The organism is Gramella sp. Hel_I_59 (genome assembly GCF_006714895.1).
Taxonomy (GTDB): domain Bacteria; phylum Bacteroidota; class Bacteroidia; order Flavobacteriales; family Flavobacteriaceae; genus Christiangramia.
Map to the genome: position 1 here is coordinate 2,557,180 of NZ_VFME01000001.1, position 16,543 is coordinate 2,573,722.

12 protein-coding genes are annotated in these 16,543 nt (G+C 39.5%); 2 read left to right on the plus strand and 10 right to left on the minus strand.

Annotated features, from left to right (window positions below):
* The first annotated feature begins 1 nt into the window (after position 1).
* On the plus strand, positions 2 to 826 hold the full coding sequence (locus JM79_RS11785) for an ion transporter (protein ID WP_141878336.1): 825 nt from the start codon (positions 2 to 4) through the stop codon (positions 824 to 826).
* Positions 819 to 1,727, plus strand: a complete 909-nt coding sequence (gene miaA / locus JM79_RS11790) for a tRNA (adenosine(37)-N6)-dimethylallyltransferase MiaA (RefSeq protein WP_141878337.1) — start codon at positions 819 to 821, stop codon at positions 1,725 to 1,727. The genes JM79_RS11785 and miaA overlap by 8 nt, the downstream gene beginning before the upstream one ends.
* On the opposite strand, the gene JM79_RS11795 is transcribed toward miaA, so the two are convergent.
* The 10 genes from JM79_RS11795 to coaBC all read right to left on the minus strand — a co-directional run bounded on the left by JM79_RS11795 (position 1,717) and on the right by coaBC (position 16,534).
* Positions 1,717 to 6,636: an HYR domain-containing protein gene (locus JM79_RS11795; RefSeq protein ID WP_185739492.1), complete on the minus strand. Its 4,920-nt coding sequence runs from the start codon at positions 6,634 to 6,636 to the stop codon at positions 1,717 to 1,719. The two genes, miaA and JM79_RS11795, sit on opposite strands and share 11 nt — an antisense overlap.
* Positions 6,637 to 6,835: 199 nt before the next feature.
* On the minus strand, positions 6,836 to 7,558 hold the full coding sequence (locus tag JM79_RS11800; RefSeq protein WP_026914972.1) for a response regulator transcription factor: 723 nt from the start codon (positions 7,556 to 7,558) through the stop codon (positions 6,836 to 6,838).
* Between the two features lie 3 nt (positions 7,559 to 7,561).
* Complete coding sequence (locus tag JM79_RS11805) at positions 7,562 to 9,139, minus strand: HAMP domain-containing sensor histidine kinase (protein WP_141878339.1); 1,578 nt, start codon at positions 9,137 to 9,139, stop codon at positions 7,562 to 7,564.
* 67 nt (positions 9,140 to 9,206) lie between these two features.
* Complete coding sequence (coaE, locus tag JM79_RS11810) at positions 9,207 to 9,797, minus strand: dephospho-CoA kinase (protein WP_141878340.1); 591 nt, start codon at positions 9,795 to 9,797, stop codon at positions 9,207 to 9,209.
* Positions 9,794 to 10,744, minus strand: a complete 951-nt coding sequence (locus JM79_RS11815; protein WP_141878341.1) for a YbbR-like domain-containing protein — start codon at positions 10,742 to 10,744, stop codon at positions 9,794 to 9,796. Before JM79_RS11815 ends, coaE begins: the two co-directional genes overlap by 4 nt.
* Complete coding sequence (locus JM79_RS11820; RefSeq protein WP_141878342.1) at positions 10,728 to 11,747, minus strand: glycosyltransferase; 1,020 nt, start codon at positions 11,745 to 11,747, stop codon at positions 10,728 to 10,730. The genes JM79_RS11815 and JM79_RS11820 overlap by 17 nt, the downstream gene beginning before the upstream one ends.
* A gap of 75 nt (positions 11,748 to 11,822) precedes the next feature.
* Positions 11,823 to 12,644 (minus strand): SDR family oxidoreductase, encoded by an 822-nt coding sequence (locus JM79_RS11825; RefSeq protein ID WP_141878343.1) that lies wholly within the window; start codon positions 12,642 to 12,644, stop codon positions 11,823 to 11,825.
* A gap of 87 nt (positions 12,645 to 12,731) precedes the next feature.
* The gene (gene recN / locus JM79_RS11830) at positions 12,732 to 14,384 is read right to left on the minus strand and encodes a DNA repair protein RecN (protein ID WP_141878344.1); all 1,653 of its coding nucleotides are present in this window, start codon (positions 14,382 to 14,384) and stop codon (positions 12,732 to 12,734) included.
* 58 nt (positions 14,385 to 14,442) lie between these two features.
* Positions 14,443 to 15,333 (minus strand): DUF4835 family protein, encoded by an 891-nt coding sequence (locus tag JM79_RS11835; protein ID WP_141878345.1) that lies wholly within the window; start codon positions 15,331 to 15,333, stop codon positions 14,443 to 14,445.
* Positions 15,326 to 16,534 (minus strand): bifunctional phosphopantothenoylcysteine decarboxylase/phosphopantothenate--cysteine ligase CoaBC, encoded by a 1,209-nt coding sequence (gene coaBC / locus JM79_RS11840; RefSeq protein ID WP_141878346.1) that lies wholly within the window; start codon positions 16,532 to 16,534, stop codon positions 15,326 to 15,328. Before coaBC ends, JM79_RS11835 begins: the two co-directional genes overlap by 8 nt.
* Between the last annotated feature and the right edge of the window lie 9 nt (positions 16,535 to 16,543).

The following is a 16,543-nucleotide window of genomic DNA, read 5'->3' on the forward strand; positions in this document are numbered from 1 at the left end:
TTTGAATAATAAAGAGAAACTTCCAGATTGGAAACGCAAACTGCATGAGGTAATTTACGAAGCCGATACTCCGGCTGGTAAAACCTTCGATGTGGCTATTTTGCTGGTTATTCTTATTAGCGTTGCGTTAGTAATGATGGAAAGCGTCTCATGGATGCTGGTTAAATACGCAACCGAATTCTATATTGCTGAATGGGTGATTACGGTGATCTTTACCATCGAGTATGTTCTAAGGATCATAACGATCAATAAACCGAAGCGTTATATCTTTAGTTTCTTCGGAATGGTGGACCTGCTTTCTACCTTACCTAGTTATATCGGGTTCCTGTTTGGAGGCGCCAACCTTTTGTTTGCCATTAGAGCATTACGTTTACTAAGGGTTTTCAGGGTGCTAAAAATTACCCGTTATGTTGGAGAGTCTCAAAAACTGATCTCTGCGCTGAAGAATTCCAAAGCTAAGATTCTTGTTTTTTTATTCGCTGTCTTGATCATTTGTATCATAGCCGGAACGTTAATGCACCTTGTTGAAGGTGAGAATGGCGGATTTAATAATATCCCTCTTTCAATTTACTGGTGTATCGTAACCTTAACTACGGTTGGATTTGGTGATATAGCTCCGGTCACGCCAGTGGGAAGATTGATCGCTTCACTAATTATGATCACAGGTTACGGAATTATCGCCGTTCCTACCGGTATCGTGAGTGCAGAATACAGCAAGGCTACCGATGCTCCAAAAAATACGCAGGCTTGCCCAAATTGTAATGAAACAAAGCATTTGGACGATGCGGAATACTGCCATAGTTGTGGATACGAATTGAATGACTAAAATGCTTATCAATATCGTTGGTCCTACTGCCATTGGGAAAACTGCGCTTTCGATCGAAGTTGCGAAGCTTTTCGATACTGAAATTCTGTCGGCAGATTCACGGCAATTCTATAAAGAAATGTCCATTGGAACAGCTGTGCCCGAACCGGAAGAACTTGCAGCAGTCAATCACCATTTTATTCAGCACAGATCAATTACTGAAGATTACAATGTCGGAGATTTCGAGAGGGAAGCATTGGCGAAACTAGATGAACTTTTCCAAGAACATCATGTGGTGGTAATGGTAGGCGGCAGCGGACTCTACACCAAAGCTGTGGTGGAAGGGCTCGATCATTTTCCCGAAGTAGATGACAGTATTCGTATTGAACTGAATGAAGAATTGTCAAATCAAGGTCTGCTATCACTTCAGCAAAAATTACAGCAGATGGATCCGGAATATTATGCGGTAGCCGATGTTCAAAATCCACATCGCCTTATTCGTGCTTTAGAAATATGTATAGGCACCGGAAAAGCATTTTCATCTTTTCTGAAGAAGAAAAAGAATGCCAGGAATTTTGAAACGATATCTGTTGGTCTTACTGCGGAAAGAGTAGCAATATATGACCGCATTAACCGAAGGGTGGATCTAATGATCGAAAATGGACTATTAGAAGAAGCTCGAGAACTATATCCTTCCAGAAAATACAATGCTTTGAATACGGTTGGTTACAAAGAGCTGTTCGCTTACTTTGATGAGGAATGGAATTTGGAAACTGCTGTTTCTGAAATTAAAAAGAATACCCGAAGATTTGCTAAAAGACAATTAACCTGGTTTAGAAAAGATGAAACTATTACCTGGTTTGATCGCACTACCAATTTCGATTTGATAGCAGCACACCTGCAGGAAAAGATCAATTCTTAATAATAAATCGCTTAGTTTTTTCACCTTCGTTGGTAATCATTTTGACCACGTACACCGCTTCCTGCAATGGCCCAGTGCTAATTGCATATTCCCCAACGTTTGGAGCAAAATCTTTCCCGGTGATAAATCTCCCACGGTGATCGAATACTTCGATCCTGGATATAGTGACATCGAATGGGGTTGCTACTTTAAAACTACCTTGGTTTGGATTGGGATAAATAAAGATATATTCTGAACCTTCCGTAGTGCCATTGCAAATTCCGCTTTCAGCAAAAACCTGTACTTCTACAGCAGTTGTAGTGGAATTTCCACTAGCATCGGTTGCAATCACGTTGATCTCGTTCCATCCTAGATCCTTGCAGCTAAAAGTACTTCGGCTTAATTCATAGCTAAGATCATTGTCACAGTTATCACTAAAACTCACGATCACATCTTCTGGAGTAATTGTTGCATTTCCGGAAAGATCAAGATCGATACCAATGTTCTGAAGTTCAATTTCGGGTTTGATTCGGTCAACCACTTCTATATTAATGACGCAAGAACCATTTTCCGCTCCTGAGTAGCTTAGTGTGACCTGATTAGCTCCAAGGTCATCACAGTCATAAATCTCCTGATCAAGGCTAAAAGTGACTTCTGAAGCGTCGCCAGTGTACAATTCGTTAATCTGGAGCAGTGCTGTACCATTTTCATCCAGTTCGATAACATAAGTCTCCACGCACTGAAATCCTCCAGTGTCTACTGGCACAACACTGATGGTAACTGTCGTTTCAACTTCAGTAAAACCATCAAAAACATAATATGTAAAACTGTCATCACCAATAAATCCGTCATCTGGAGTATAGACAAAAGACCCATCAGATTCGAACTCAAGAGTTCCATTAGTAACATTTTCAACAAGCGTGGCGGTTAGTTCATCTCCATCTGCATCCATATCATTGGCCAGAACTCCTTCTTCCGCAGAAATATTTAAGGTTGTATTGACGGGTGTGGAATAGAAATCCTCGTTCGCAATAGGAATATCGTTTCCTTCTGTATCGACAGCTAAGGTCAACATGAAACTACATTCTGAAGCATTGTTAGTATTAGAGATATCAAAAGCTATAAAACTCACCTCGGTATCTTCTGAAATTTGCGTACCAGGTGCCGGATCCTGAATGATCTCTGCCAACCCGCAATTGTCACTAACCTCCAATTCGCCACGATAGTCCGGAATTGCGATACTTTCACCTTCTGCAACTACAATCATTCGATCCTCAGGACAACTAAGCATTGGCGAAGTATTGTCTTTTAGAACCAGATCAAATGTACAGGAGTCAAATTCTCCATTAAAACTTACGTTGATTTCAATGCTCGTTGACTGTTCTATTCTCGTTCCTGGTGCTATAGATTGGGAGAAATTCGCATTAGCAGGTGAGTAAATGATAGTATTTGAAAAATCAGGTACTATATATTCACAGTTATCATCGGCTTTGATCACACTTTCATTCTGCGGACAGTTAAGCGCAAATTCCTGAGGCTCCTCTTCCAGAGTTAATCTGTAGGTTACCTGGCACTCTTCAGTATTTCCAGCAGGATCGGTGGCTGTGATCATTACTATATAATCCCCGGCGTTGGCATATAAAGTTCCTTCCGGCGGATCCTGAATGATCTCCAGGTCCTCGAAATCTGCGCAATTGTCTATAATGCTCAGGCGGTCGGCTATCTGAGGTAGTACGAAATTTGCATTCGCCGGGATCTCCCGCTCCTGTTTACCTGCCGGACAAATAATAAGAGGTGCGCCAACATCGCGAACGGTTACTTCTACAGTACAGGAATACTCCTCTCCGGTCTCCCTATCTGTAGCTCGAATGGGCAGGTCAAGAGTTCCGATATCCTCGCACGTGAATTGCTGAACATTTAGTTCAAAATCAAGATTAGAGCTATCAGACAGAATAAAGTCAGAAGTTGGAATTTCTGTAACTGATGAATTCTGAGCGTCTTCACCAATATTTACCGTAATGGTTTCGATACATTGAAAGGTCGCGGTCTGGCGGACTAGATTAACTGAAAAGGAGCACTGATCTACCACCGTATTATTAATTCGTAACTCAAATCGGACTTCAGTTTCACCAAGCTCAAAAAACTCTCCAGACGAAGGTCCTTCAGTTTGAAACAATTCTGCTTCTGAACAGTTATCCTCAAATTCTGGAGAATCAAATGTGATGATTTTACCAGTTTCTGAGGCGTCCAACAATTCTGAAATATCATTGGGACAGGAAATGAAATTAGGTTGTTCTGTACTTTCAACAGTAATAGTGAACCTACAGGTGACAGGATCATTAATTCCGTCAGAAACCTCATAAGATAGCGTGGTTGTTCCTACCGGAAATATATCGCCTGAATTTAGACCGGTATCATCTGTCCGGGTCATTGTAAGCTCATCACCTTCAGGATCGGTCACAGTCGGTTCTTCAAATTCTACTACTGCCCCGCAAATTCCGCTGTCATTGGTAACAGAAATATCATTAGGACACTCAATTGAAGGTGCCAGGTTTGGGGGCTGCACTTCAAATTCGAAACTGCAGTCTGAAGTAAGACCATTTAAATCTGTAGCTTCAAATGTGATAGTATGAGAACCTACGTTAAATTGTGATCCTGAAGCTAAACCTTGAGTTTGTAGAACAGATTCAATCCCACAATTATCGGTAGCACTGGGTGTATTAAAATTTACAATTGCAAAGTTCTGACCTGGTTCCGAGGGAACTGAAAAGTCAGATCGACAGGTGATATTTGGAGCTTCAGTATCCTGAACTACGATATCAAAACTGCATGTAACCGGATCATTTGTTCCATCATTTGCCTGGAAAGTGATTGTTGTCCTTCCAACGGGAAATAAATCTCCGGAATTCAATCCAGAATTATCAATTTTTGTTACCGCCAAAGAACCACTTTCATCACTTGCCGTAGGAAGATCGAAATTGACAACCGCACCGCATTCTCCAGGATCGTTTTCTTCAGTAATATTTGGTGAGCAATTGTCGAAAACTGGTGGTGTGTCCTCTGCTTGCTCAGTGATCGTAACATTAAAACTACAAGTCGCAGTATTCCCAATCTTATCTGTGATTTCAAAGGTGTTTGTAGTAGAGCCTATTGGAAACTCAGACCCTGTTGGTAGACCTGCATTCTGTATGATAGTCGTACCGGGACAATTATCATCAAAGGTTGGATTATCGTAATTAATTACTTTTCCAGACTCCCCAAATGGTACAGTTTCATTAATGTTTGTTGGACAACTTAGAAATTTGGGGTTCTCGTTATCTTCTACAATAATATCAAAACTGCATTCGACCGGATCGTTTGTTTCATCATTTGCCTGAAAGGTGATCGTTATAGTTCCAACAGGGAACAAACTTCCTGAAACCAGGTCTGTATTTTCGTCGACTCTTGTGACTTCAACATTTCCACTTTCATCACTTGCCCTTGGAGTATCAAATGTTACTACGGCTCCACATTCACCGGGATCGTTATTTTCAGTTATATTTGGTGAGCAATTCTCGAATTCTGGTGGTGTGTCTTCAATTTCAGAGCCATTAACAGTAATTTTAAAAGTACACCTGGCTTTATTTCCACAAAGATCTGTAGCTTCAAATACGACATTATAAACACCTTCGGTTTTACGCTCACCCGATTCCGGCCCGGCAATAATTTCTACCTCAACATTATTTTGATCTGTAGCAATTGGTATCGAATAAGTGACCTCAACCTCATTTTCTCCCTCAGCAATTTCCAACACTAAATTCTCAGGACAATTAATTATTGGATCTTCCTCATCAAAACCTGGAGTTCGCTTGTAAATTTCGAGGTCAAATTCAAATTCCTCCGGTAAATACCCGAATATTGTATTTCTACCATCAGCATAAGCATTGTCAACATACATTCGGTCACAATTACCAAAAGCAAGATCAACGGGAAATTCAATTCTTTCCGTTACGTTTCTTTCAAAATTTTCAGTATGATCATAAATTCTGATGAAATAAGAATTATCATCTATCCCATCATCTATCTCTTCAGCAATATCCTGAATTTCTCCAAACCTTAAATTTTCAAAATTTATAAATTGACTGAAGTCAATTCTACCTGCATACTCAACTACATGTATATAACCAAATGAATCTATATTTATACTTCCGGGGGATTGAACATTCGGTAACGAACCAGTTATATCTAAATTGCTATCTAAAGTCAAGACTGCGGGATCATCTCCACCTTCCTGACTCAAATAAACCTTCTTTTCTGCACTAACAGCAATTCTATATGGTCGTATTACGCTTTTATTTTGTGCAATTCTAACCCCGTTTTGATTGTAGACGCTTACTCTGCTAAGTTCATCACCTTCACAACCATTACCAGGAGGGTTATATTCAGCTACATATATATTACCTTCACTATCTACATCAATTCCGAGTGGTCGATAAAGTCCGGTGTATATAATTCTATCTAAATTGCCACCAGGCTCGAAAATCTTTATTTTACCGTTCTCGGAACAAGAACTATCTTCAGAATAATCTGCAACATAAAAAAAGCCTTCATTATCAATTACGAAATCCAGCGGACTACTAAGTCCATTTATAAAATTAGATCTAACGATTGTACCATCGGAATTTCTTTTCTGAATTCCATTTCCGAAGGTTAATATGTACAGAAAGTTATCTGGTGATACATCAATACTAATAGGAATTTCGTCAGTATCTAAGCTCGTTAAAGTCTGATCAACAAGGTCAACTTTATTCAGCCAATTATAGGAAGGAACTGTCTGAGATGGATCCTGCCCAAAACTATTGCTACTAAAAAATAAAATTAGGAATAAGCTAATGCAGACTTTTCTGAGAAAAGAACTCTTATGGTAGGGTATATCTGCTGCATTTATCAATCTAGGGCATTTTATGGAATGCCGTAAAGATACATATTGTAAGAAAACCGCTCTTATTTTCATGTTAAGAATGCGGCGGTAAGTAAAATTCCGTAGTTAAAGAAACTTTTCGATAGCTCGAAAAGCCTATCACGAGAAATGATACCGCATCATAACGAGCGTTATGATGCAGCACATCCCGGAAACTGAATAATTTGTATTATGCTTCGGTCTCTTCCTTGTTTTTTATAACAAGTCTAAAACCTTCACCGTGGATATTCAGAATTTCCACATTTTCATCTTTCTTAAGATACTTTCTTAATTTGGCGATATAAACATCCATACTTCTAGAAGTAAAGTAGTTATCGTCTCTCCATATCTTAGTCAAGGCTAGCTCTCTAGGCATCAGATCATTCTCATGCAGAGCAAGTAGTCTTAATAATTCGTTTTCTTTTGGAGAAAGCTTCTGAGGCTCTTCATCTCTAAAAGTTAAGAATCTAAGTTTTGAATTCAGGTGGAAACCACCAATTTCGAATTCAAATTGTTTAGAATCTGCAACGCTATCTGTAGCTTTACGCTGCATGATCGCCTTGATCTTCATTAAAAGTACTTCAGAATCAAAAGGTTTGTTTAGATAATCATCTGCTCCAACCTTGTAACCTTTTAATACATCTTCTTTCATGGCTTTAGCCGTTAAAAAGATGATCGGCACTTCTTCGTTCTTCTCACGAATCTCTTTAGCAAGAGTAAAACCATCTTTATAAGGCATCATCACATCCAGGATACAAAGATCGAAATCATCTTTTTTGAATTTCTCGAATCCTTCCATACCATTTTTGGCGTGAGTCACCTCGTAATCGTTCATCGCAAGGTAGTCTTTAAGGACAGTTCCAAAATTTGGATCATCCTCTACTAATAGAATTTTTTTGTTTTCAGTTTCCATATTTTAAGATATTAGTGGTAATTTAATGATGAAGGTACTACCCTTCCCTTTTTCGCTGGTTACGGTTATCTGTCCATGATGGTCATCCACGATCTGTCTGGCATAAGCCAATCCAAGTCCGTGACCCTTTACATTATGGATATCACCGGTATGTTCACGATAAAATTTTTCAAATATTTTCTTTTGAACCAGTTTAGTCATTCCAACTCCCTGGTCTCTTATTTCACAATAGATATAATTCTTAACGTTCGTAGTATAAATATCGATCTTCGGCGCTTCTTCTGAATATTTGATCGCGTTATCCAAAATATTTACAACAACATTCGTAAAATGATCCTGATTTGCAAGAACCGAAGAGCGTAAAGCTCCAAAATGGGTCTGTACATAACCGCCACGGTCTTCTATAATTAGCTCTACATGCGTGATGGCATCAAGAATAATATCGTGCAACTGGTGTCTTTCCTTCTTAAGATCCAGCTCGTTTTTCTCCAGTTTCGAAATCCTTAGAACGTTTTCAACCTGGGCGTGCATTCTCTTATTCTCATCCCTGATCATCTGTAAGTATCTATTCACCTTAGAACTATCTTCGATCACTTTCGGATTCTTGATCGCGTCCAGAGCCAGATTTATCGTCGCAATAGGAGTCTTGAACTCATGCGTCATATTGTTGATAAAGTCCGTCTTGATCTGCGAAATCTGTCTCTGTTTAATCAACTGTGATAAAGCACTTGAATAAGCGATCACAATGATCAATGTAAAAATGATCGACAGACAAGCCATTAATATAACCGAAGAAAGAACTGCCTCTTTTCTGTTCGTAAGATTTACCAGTAATTGATAACCGCTTCTTCCTGCAGAATCTACAAAAAGTGGAACTGCGTAAGTTGCCGGGTGATCCAGACTGAAATTCTCTGAATGTACCGTAGTGGCTATGGAATTATTGAAGATCCCAAATTCAAATGCGGTCTTTAAATTTCTCTCTGCAAGCTGCTCTTCCAGTAATTCCCTGATCTTATCTTCCGAAACCCTGTTATGAATAGGAATTCTAACTACCAGTTCTGAAATCGCAGATCTAAGAATATCTTTCTCCACCTCTTCCATCCTGGAAAGTCTCTCAATATGCTCAATTCTCTGCCTTGCACTTAAATTCCCACCTTCAAGATTATTCTCCTGAACAATATCTGTCACCTTTTTATTGATCATTTTGGTGAACTTGATACTATCTTCAGCAAACTGTAAAAAACCTGAGGAAACCTTATAATCTTCTTCTAAAATGGTTTCAGAATTAAAATAAGTTTCGTTCCTGTTTTCGTCCTTGTTTGTGTAGAAATATTCAGTAAGCGTGCGGTCACTTAGCGTGCTATTGATACTATCCGGATTCTTGAACTGAAAATAGTAACGCTCAAATTCAGAATTCTGAATTTCTTCGGAAACCTTTATTAGTGCCTGTTTGGCGTTATAGGAGAATTGTTCTTCCCTGTCATCGATCGTACTTTTTATCCAATATCCCTGAACGAATATGATGCCTATTAAAGACAAGCTCATCAGCGCTACGAGAAGGACAAAAAGCTTCTTATTCATGCGGTCAAAAGTAATATTTTAACATTTAGAGCTTAAGCTGTTTAACCAAATGTTAACAGAACTTCCTTCAATTTTCGCGTGCTTTTAAGATTTGGATATGGATATCACTAACCTGTAGTTTAGTTTGCTGTAAATCCTTGTTTTCTATAAGAAAATCGGCCAGTTCAGCTTTCTTTTCATCAGGCCACTGGTGACCCATTCTGGCTTCGATTTCCTCTACCGTACTATCATCTCTTTTCTGAAGTCTTCCAATTTTTAACTTATGTAGAGCAGTTACCAGTATGCTGAGATCGCATTTCTTATAACCTCCGGCTTCAAAAAGAATAGCTGCCTCGTAAATGATATATTCTGAAGTTTGCTTTGAAACCCAATCTTGAAAGTCGCTAGCAACTGCCGGGTGTATAATAGCATTCAGTTTTTCCAGCAGTTCCTTATCGTTAAACACTTTATTTGCGATATACTTTCTATCAGGAACTTTATCCTTGTATGCAGCTGCACCTAACAATTCGCTAACTTTTTCTCTTATATCTGAACTTTCTGCCAGCAATCTTTTCCCGGCATCGTCTGCAATATAGACCGGGATACCCAGATCTTTAAAAAAACCTGCCACCGTAGTTTTCCCACTTCCAATACCTCCGGTAAGTCCTACTATTTTCATCGTTTGATCACAAATTGAATCCTACGTTCATTTAACCGAATGTTGTTTACAAATTTCGGCTTGCTTTTGATCTGTGCGATCATATAGTCATCACCTTCCTTCACACTTTTATAATCACAGACTACGGAAAAATCAGAAGCTCCAACTTTTTCAAATTCTTCTAGGTTTACCTGGTAATACACGACAACAGACTTCGGGAAGTATGCCAGGTTAAGATTATCTGGAACGTTAATGACCTCTACCGGGATTTCAGCTTTTCCTTCAGTAAATTTTTCAACTTCCTGCGTATACCGTATGCTATTTTCATAGAAACTTAATTCACCATAGCCCGTAGTGTCCAGTTTAACACTCCCGTCAAGATCTGAATTTACATTCTGCAGTTTTTTCTTTAAAGTAGGTATCGAACTTAAATTGGCAATCACTTCTTCGGGTCCACTAACTTTTACTGAATCGGGAACCAGTTGAAGAGGCTCATCTGCCGAATAACCTACGGCGTAACTCACCTCAATATTCGAGATGATCTTCAGCATTTTTTCTTTCTTAAATTGAAAAGGAATCACGATCTCATTCTGGATGATCCTTGAATCTTCCAGGGTCACCTTCAGTTGCTGTTCAATCACCGTGATATGATTTTCAATAGAATAGATCAGGTTCTTATCATTTTCAGTAGCTTCGGAAAGATCTATATCAAGCTTTGGATTGAATATTTTATAATAATAGATACTGAAGCCATTATCCTGAAGTTGAAGATCCACATGATCGGGTCGCTCTTCAGAAATACTTTTATCCAGGGGAACATTGAGATAATTAACCGGAACTTCGATCACCTGAGTATACGTCTTAGAAAACTGTACCAGCACCCACACGATCGCAGAAAAGATCAGGAAAAAACCGAATGTCTTTATGCTTGATTTCTTGAACCTTCTTCTTCTATTCCTGGTTGCCATGCTTTTTGAAAAATAATTGTGGAAATGCTTCTTCCGGTTCCTGCTTCTGAATATTTATATGAAAATTGGACACTATAAAACCATAGCCATATCCTGAAAACTGGATAATCACCGCTTTTACAGCCAATAATCCAATATATAGACTTTTATTTCGTATCGCTGCATCCACAGCAATAATTAGGAAATAAATAAGATAACAGCCTGTAAAGAAACTAAAACCCGCATATAAAAAGATGATAGAGAGTATGAGTCCTATCATGAATAATGAAGGAAACCAATAAGTGATCTTCGCAGATCCAGGATGCCATTTGTTCAAAACTGGCCGCACCATCCCGAACTTCTTAACTTGTACAAAAAACTTTTTCCAGTCTATTCGTCGTTTATGAAATACCCGCGCCTTCGGGATCAAACAACTTTTAACCCCCGATTTCTCTAACCTCAGGCTCAAATCTGGATCTTCTCCGGGATGTATTCTACCAAATCCATCACTGATTTCAAATGCCTTCTTGCTTAAGCCCATATTGAAACTGCGGGGCTGGAATTCATCTACAGCTTTCTTTCCTCCGCGTATTCCACCAGTGGTAAACAAAGATGTCATACTGTAATCTATAGCCTTCTGAGTGTTCGAAAAGGATTCATGAGCAGCATCTGGCCCTCCAAAACAATCGTAAAAACTGGAAGATAAAAATTGATGAACCTCTTCGAGATAATCTTCAGGCATCAGCACGTCTGAATCCAGAATTAGGAAATATGGAGCCTGGGCTTTTCTCATTCCATAATTCCTGCTATCGCCTGGCCCTGAGTTTTCTTTGTTGTAATAACTTAAAAATAATCGATCCTGAAACTCTGCAACAACAGCTTCCGAAGAATTTGTAGAGCCATCTTCAACGATCACCACTTCAAATGGAACCGGCGCACGCATCTTTAGCATGCTCTGCAATAACTCCCTGATCTCGTCAGGTCTGTTATAAACAGGGATCACAAATGAATATTCTGGCTGCATCTTGATTATTTAAAATAGAACTGCCGGAAGCCGAACATAATGTTCAGGTTCCGGCAGTTTATGTATGGACTTTAATTATTCTGAATCTTCAACGAAATTTTCCATGACCTCCTGGCTAACTCCCGTATTCGAGAATCCACCATCATGATATAGATTTTGAAGAGTTACCTTTTTAGTAAGATCTGAGAATAAAGTCAGGGTGTAATCTGCACACTCCAAAGCGGTGGCATTTCCAAGTGGAGACATTTTTTCTGCAAATGCAATAAAACCATCGAAGCCTTTAACTCCAGTTCCTGCTGTAGTTGGCGTTGGAGATTGAGAAATGGTATTCACTCTCACTTTTTTATCCTTTCCGAAGAAATAACCGAAACTACGCGCAATAGACTCCAGATATGCCTTGTTATCTGCCATATCGTTATAGTCCGGGAATACACGTTGTGCCGCCATATAACTTAGCGCTACGATGCTTCCCCACTCGTTCATGGCATCTTTCTTATACAATACCTGCATGGTTTTATGGAAAGAAACTGCAGAAACATCCCAACCTTTGGTCGTGAAGTCGTAGTTCATATCTGTATAATGTTTTCCTTTACGAACATTCACAGACATCCCGATAGAATGAAGAACGAAGTCGATCTTCCCTCCAAGGATCTCCATGGACTTCTCTACTAGGTTTTCAAGATCTTCTACTTTGGTAGCATCTGCAGGAATGATCTCAGAACCGGTTTTTTCAGCCAGTTGTTTAATACTTCCCATTCTCATTGCGATTGGAGCATTCGTTAGCACAAAAGTTCCACCTTCTTCGTGAACTCTTTCCGCTGTTTTCCAGGCAATTGAATTTTCGTCCAATGCACCAAATATGATTCCTCTTTTACCTTTTAGCAGGTTATATGACATGTGATTTAATTTTTGTGGTTGTTAAGCCTGTAAATATAGCAAAGTTGAAATAAATCCCCCGCCTTTTAAGCTTCAGATGATATGGTATCAATTCAACAGGGCTTTTGCATGTGCACGTGCAGAATCACTTCCGCTAGTACCTCCAAGCATCATCGCCAGTTCATCGATTCTTTGATCCTGTTCCAGTTTTACGATCTTAGTTTGAGTTGCAACCTCGCTGTCTTCTTTAAATATCTTAAAATGTGAACTTCCCTTACCGGCTATTTGTGGTAAATGGGTGATCGCGATCACCTGCATATTAGCACCCATTCTCGCTAGAATCTCACCCATTTTATGGGCAATATCACCAGAAACACCAGTATCAATTTCATCAAATATGATCGTTGGTAGTTTACTTTGTGCTGCAAGTATGCTTTTCACTGCCAGCATGATTCTGGAAAGTTCTCCACCTGATGCTGCTTTCTTGATCTCTTTAAAACTACCACCTTTATTCGCCGCCAGGAACCATTCGAGCTTATCACTCCCATTACTCAGGAATTCTGGTGTAGTACTAAGTTCTATGTTGAGCCTTGCATTCGGCATTCCCAGGTCTTTAAGTATGATTTCCGTTTGCTCTATAAATGCCGGGGTAATTTTTAAACGATTCTTATGTAGTTTTTCTGCAGTTGCAGATATAATGGTGAATTGCTTTTTGATCGCTTTCTCAGCTTCTTCCAAAGCGGCTTCCGCATTTTCTGTTACTGAAACTTTCTGCTGAAGATCTTCAGCTATTTGCAGTAGTTCTTCTACACTTTCAGCATTATGCTTTTTTTGTAAATTATAGATCACCTGCAATTGCTGATTCACCTTTTCCAGCTCTTCAGGATTTGCTTCCACAGCTTCCAGTGCATCTGTCATTTCTGCTTCAAGATCGTCTAATTCTATGATCGCGCTTTGTAGTCTTTCATGAAAATCATCATAGATTCCAGAGAATTTGGCGATTCTTGAAATATGGGATCGAGCCGACTTTAATGTCTCCAGGCTCCCTATTTCTTCCTGCTGAATTGAGCTTAAAGCAGCGCTAAGATTTTCAGTAAGTTCCTCTACATTGTTTAAAGCCTCATATCTTTCTTCAAGATCTTCCAGCATTCCTGATTTTAAACCTGCTTCTTGCAGTTCATTCAGAAGAAAAAGATTGTAATCGTATTCTTTCGATGCTTGCGCCTGTTCTTCTTTAAGCTCTTCAAATCTCTTCTGAAATTTACGATACTCCTTTAATTCGGCTTTATACTGAAGTATACTTGCTTCATTTTTCGCGATCGTATCAATGACATTAAATTGATAATCGACATTTCCCAGACTTAGGGTCTCATGCTGACTATGAATATCGATAAGGGAAGTTCCCAGCTTCTGCAAAGAAGTAATCTTTACCGGTGTATCGTTGATAAACGCACGGGATTTCCCGGAAGGTAAAATTTCACGCCGAATGATACTGGTTTGCTCATAATCCAGATCCTCTTTTTCAAAGAATTGCTGTAACTCATAATCTTTGATACTAAAATGACCTTCGATAACGCATTTCTTCTCAGTATTTCTAATACTACTGAAGTCTGCGCGATCTCCCAGCAACAACCCAAGTGCACCAAGCATGATAGATTTACCGGCACCGGTTTCCCCGGTTATGATCGTAAAACCAGATTGAAGATCCATCGTGATATCTTCAATAAGCGCGTAATTCTTTATGGAAAGAGATGTAAGCAATTCGGTTAAAATTTGTGCTAAATATACGAGAGAAAATACTCGTAATCAACCAAAATTCCTACTGAATATTTCGCCAGCTACGGGCATACCTGGCTGCGATATTATTCAGTGTTTGGATAAGTTCATTCTTCGCAGGATAAGCCGGCCCTCCGGTATAGACAGAAGCAATCTCATCTGCCTTGGAGTCAAAGAAAGCACGAAGCAACAAAGAGTTATTTCTGCGATTGTTCATCACTTCCAGCTTATTCAAAGATTCGGCAATTGCAGTTTTCCCGGCCATTAAATCAGCGTGCATGACATCGAGACCTAACCTGTGATAATCGTAAAGTGCTTCCCGGTATTCTGCATAGGTGTTCGCTAGTAAATCTGCATTCAGCCTGAAACGCGAACGTTGACCGTCTGAGCCTCTCCAGCCTTGGGAGTTTCCCTGCTGGGCAGTTGTAACGATCCTGTTGGCTTCCTCGAAGAAAGCTGTTCCACCTTCTGGAGCAAAGGTATCTGCATCAAGTCCAAGAATGGTATATACGTAAAAGGAAATTACAGAAACCAGATTATTAGTGTAAGTATTCTGACTATAATTTAAAGGCTGATACTCCCGGTAACTAAAACTGAATTGTTCGTCATTAAAATTAAAAACCGGAGTGATCATACTGGTTCCATAAACCGGTCTGGAAGATTGGATCTGGATAGTGCCATTAAAGCTCTCTCCTTCAAAACTATTAATCGTAATGAACATGCTACAATTAATACGTTCATGATCCTGTAAGCGTCTGTCTGTCCAGGTAGTCTGGTTAATAAACTCATTCAGCGATCTTTCCAGCGTCTTAAATACAGAAAGATTGGCCTGCCCTGTTTGCTCTGCGTTCACCACTACCTCGCAACTTAATTGCTGTGCAATTCCCGAATAGGAAATTATGGTGAACAGTACTAGAAAGGCAATTCTACGCATGATACATTTTAATTATTTCTGTAATGATATCCTGAGCAACTTCGGTTTTACTTTTAAGGTCAAATTCCAGTTTTCTATCTGGATAAATGATCCTGATCTTATTGGTATCTCCTTTAAAACCTGCACCGGTATCCTGAAGGGAATTTAAGACAATAAAATCTAGATTTTTCTTTTCCAGCTTTTTTCTTGCATTCTCTTCCTCATTATTGGTCTCTAAAGCGAAACCTACCAACTTCTGATCTTTCTTAATAGCTCCCAGAGAAGCAAGAATATCTTCAGTTTTGGTTAATTCCAGGTTTAGGGAAGGATCGTTCTTTTTGATCTTTTGATCTGCAACTGTCTTAGGCCTGTAATCGGCTACAGCTGCCGCAGCAATAAAAACATCGGTGTTTTCAAACTCCGCATGAGCAGCTTCGTACATATCCCTGGTACTTACAACTCTTTTAAGTTCAATATTAGCATGCGAGATATCAAGATGTGTAGGACCTGCAATTAATACAACATCAGCGCCAGCTTCTGCCGCCTTTAAAGCAATTGCGAAGCCCATTTTGCCACTGGAATGATTTCCAATAAATCGTACAGGGTCTATGGCTTCATAAGTTGGTCCTGCAGTAATTACAATTTTCTTGTTCCGAAGTGGAAGATCTTTAGACAGATGATCTTCAATAAAGCTAATGATCTCTTCTGGCTCTGCCATTCTACCTTTTCCTGAAAGTCCGCTAGCCAGTTCGCCCGTTCCTGCAGGAATCATGATATTTCCATATTCCTGTAGCGTTTCAAAACTTTTGGCAGTAGATGGATGTTTATACATGTCAAGATCCATTGCCGGAGCAAAGAAAACTTCACATTTAGCTGAAAGATAAGTAGCAAGCAATATGTTATCGCTGTTCCCCGAAGCCATTTTAGAGAGAGTGCTCGCTGTGGCTGGGGCTAAAAGCATGAAATCGGCCCAAAGGCCGAGTTCCACGTGGTTGTTCCATTGTTCATTCTCATCCTCTTCACTAGTAAACGAAGAATAGACTTCATTCTTGGAAAGAGTTGAAAGTGTAAGCGGAGTGATAAATTCTTTTGCAGCCTGGGTCATAACAACCCTCACCTCTGCACCAGACTTCACAAATAGCCGTACCAGTGAAGCAGTTTTGTAGGCAGCAATACCTCCGGTAATGCCGAGTAAAACTTTTTTGCCTTGAAGTACAGACATATCAGTTAA

Bases quoted from the DNA above. Each gene is read 5' to 3' on its own strand.
- miaA (WP_141878337.1), top strand. From the start codon at position 819: ATGACTAAAATGCTTATCAATATCGTTGGTCCTACTGCCATTGGGAAA.
- JM79_RS11800 (WP_026914972.1), bottom strand. From the start codon at position 7,558: ATGGAAACTGAAAACAAAAAAATTCTATTAGTAGAGGATGATCCAAAT.
- JM79_RS11805 (WP_141878339.1), bottom strand. From the start codon at position 9,139: ATGAATAAGAAGCTTTTTGTCCTTCTCGTAGCGCTGATGAGCTTGTCT.
- coaE (WP_141878340.1), bottom strand. From the start codon at position 9,797: ATGAAAATAGTAGGACTTACCGGAGGTATTGGAAGTGGGAAAACTACG.
- JM79_RS11815 (WP_141878341.1), bottom strand. From the start codon at position 10,744: ATGGCAACCAGGAATAGAAGAAGAAGGTTCAAGAAATCAAGCATAAAG.
- JM79_RS11820 (WP_141878342.1), bottom strand. From the start codon at position 11,747: ATGCAGCCAGAATATTCATTTGTGATCCCTGTTTATAACAGACCTGAC.
- JM79_RS11825 (WP_141878343.1), bottom strand. From the start codon at position 12,644: ATGTCATATAACCTGCTAAAAGGTAAAAGAGGAATCATATTTGGTGCA.
- JM79_RS11835 (WP_141878345.1), bottom strand. From the start codon at position 15,333: ATGCGTAGAATTGCCTTTCTAGTACTGTTCACCATAATTTCCTATTCG.
- coaBC (WP_141878346.1), bottom strand. From the start codon at position 16,534: ATGTCTGTACTTCAAGGCAAAAAAGTTTTACTCGGCATTACCGGAGGT.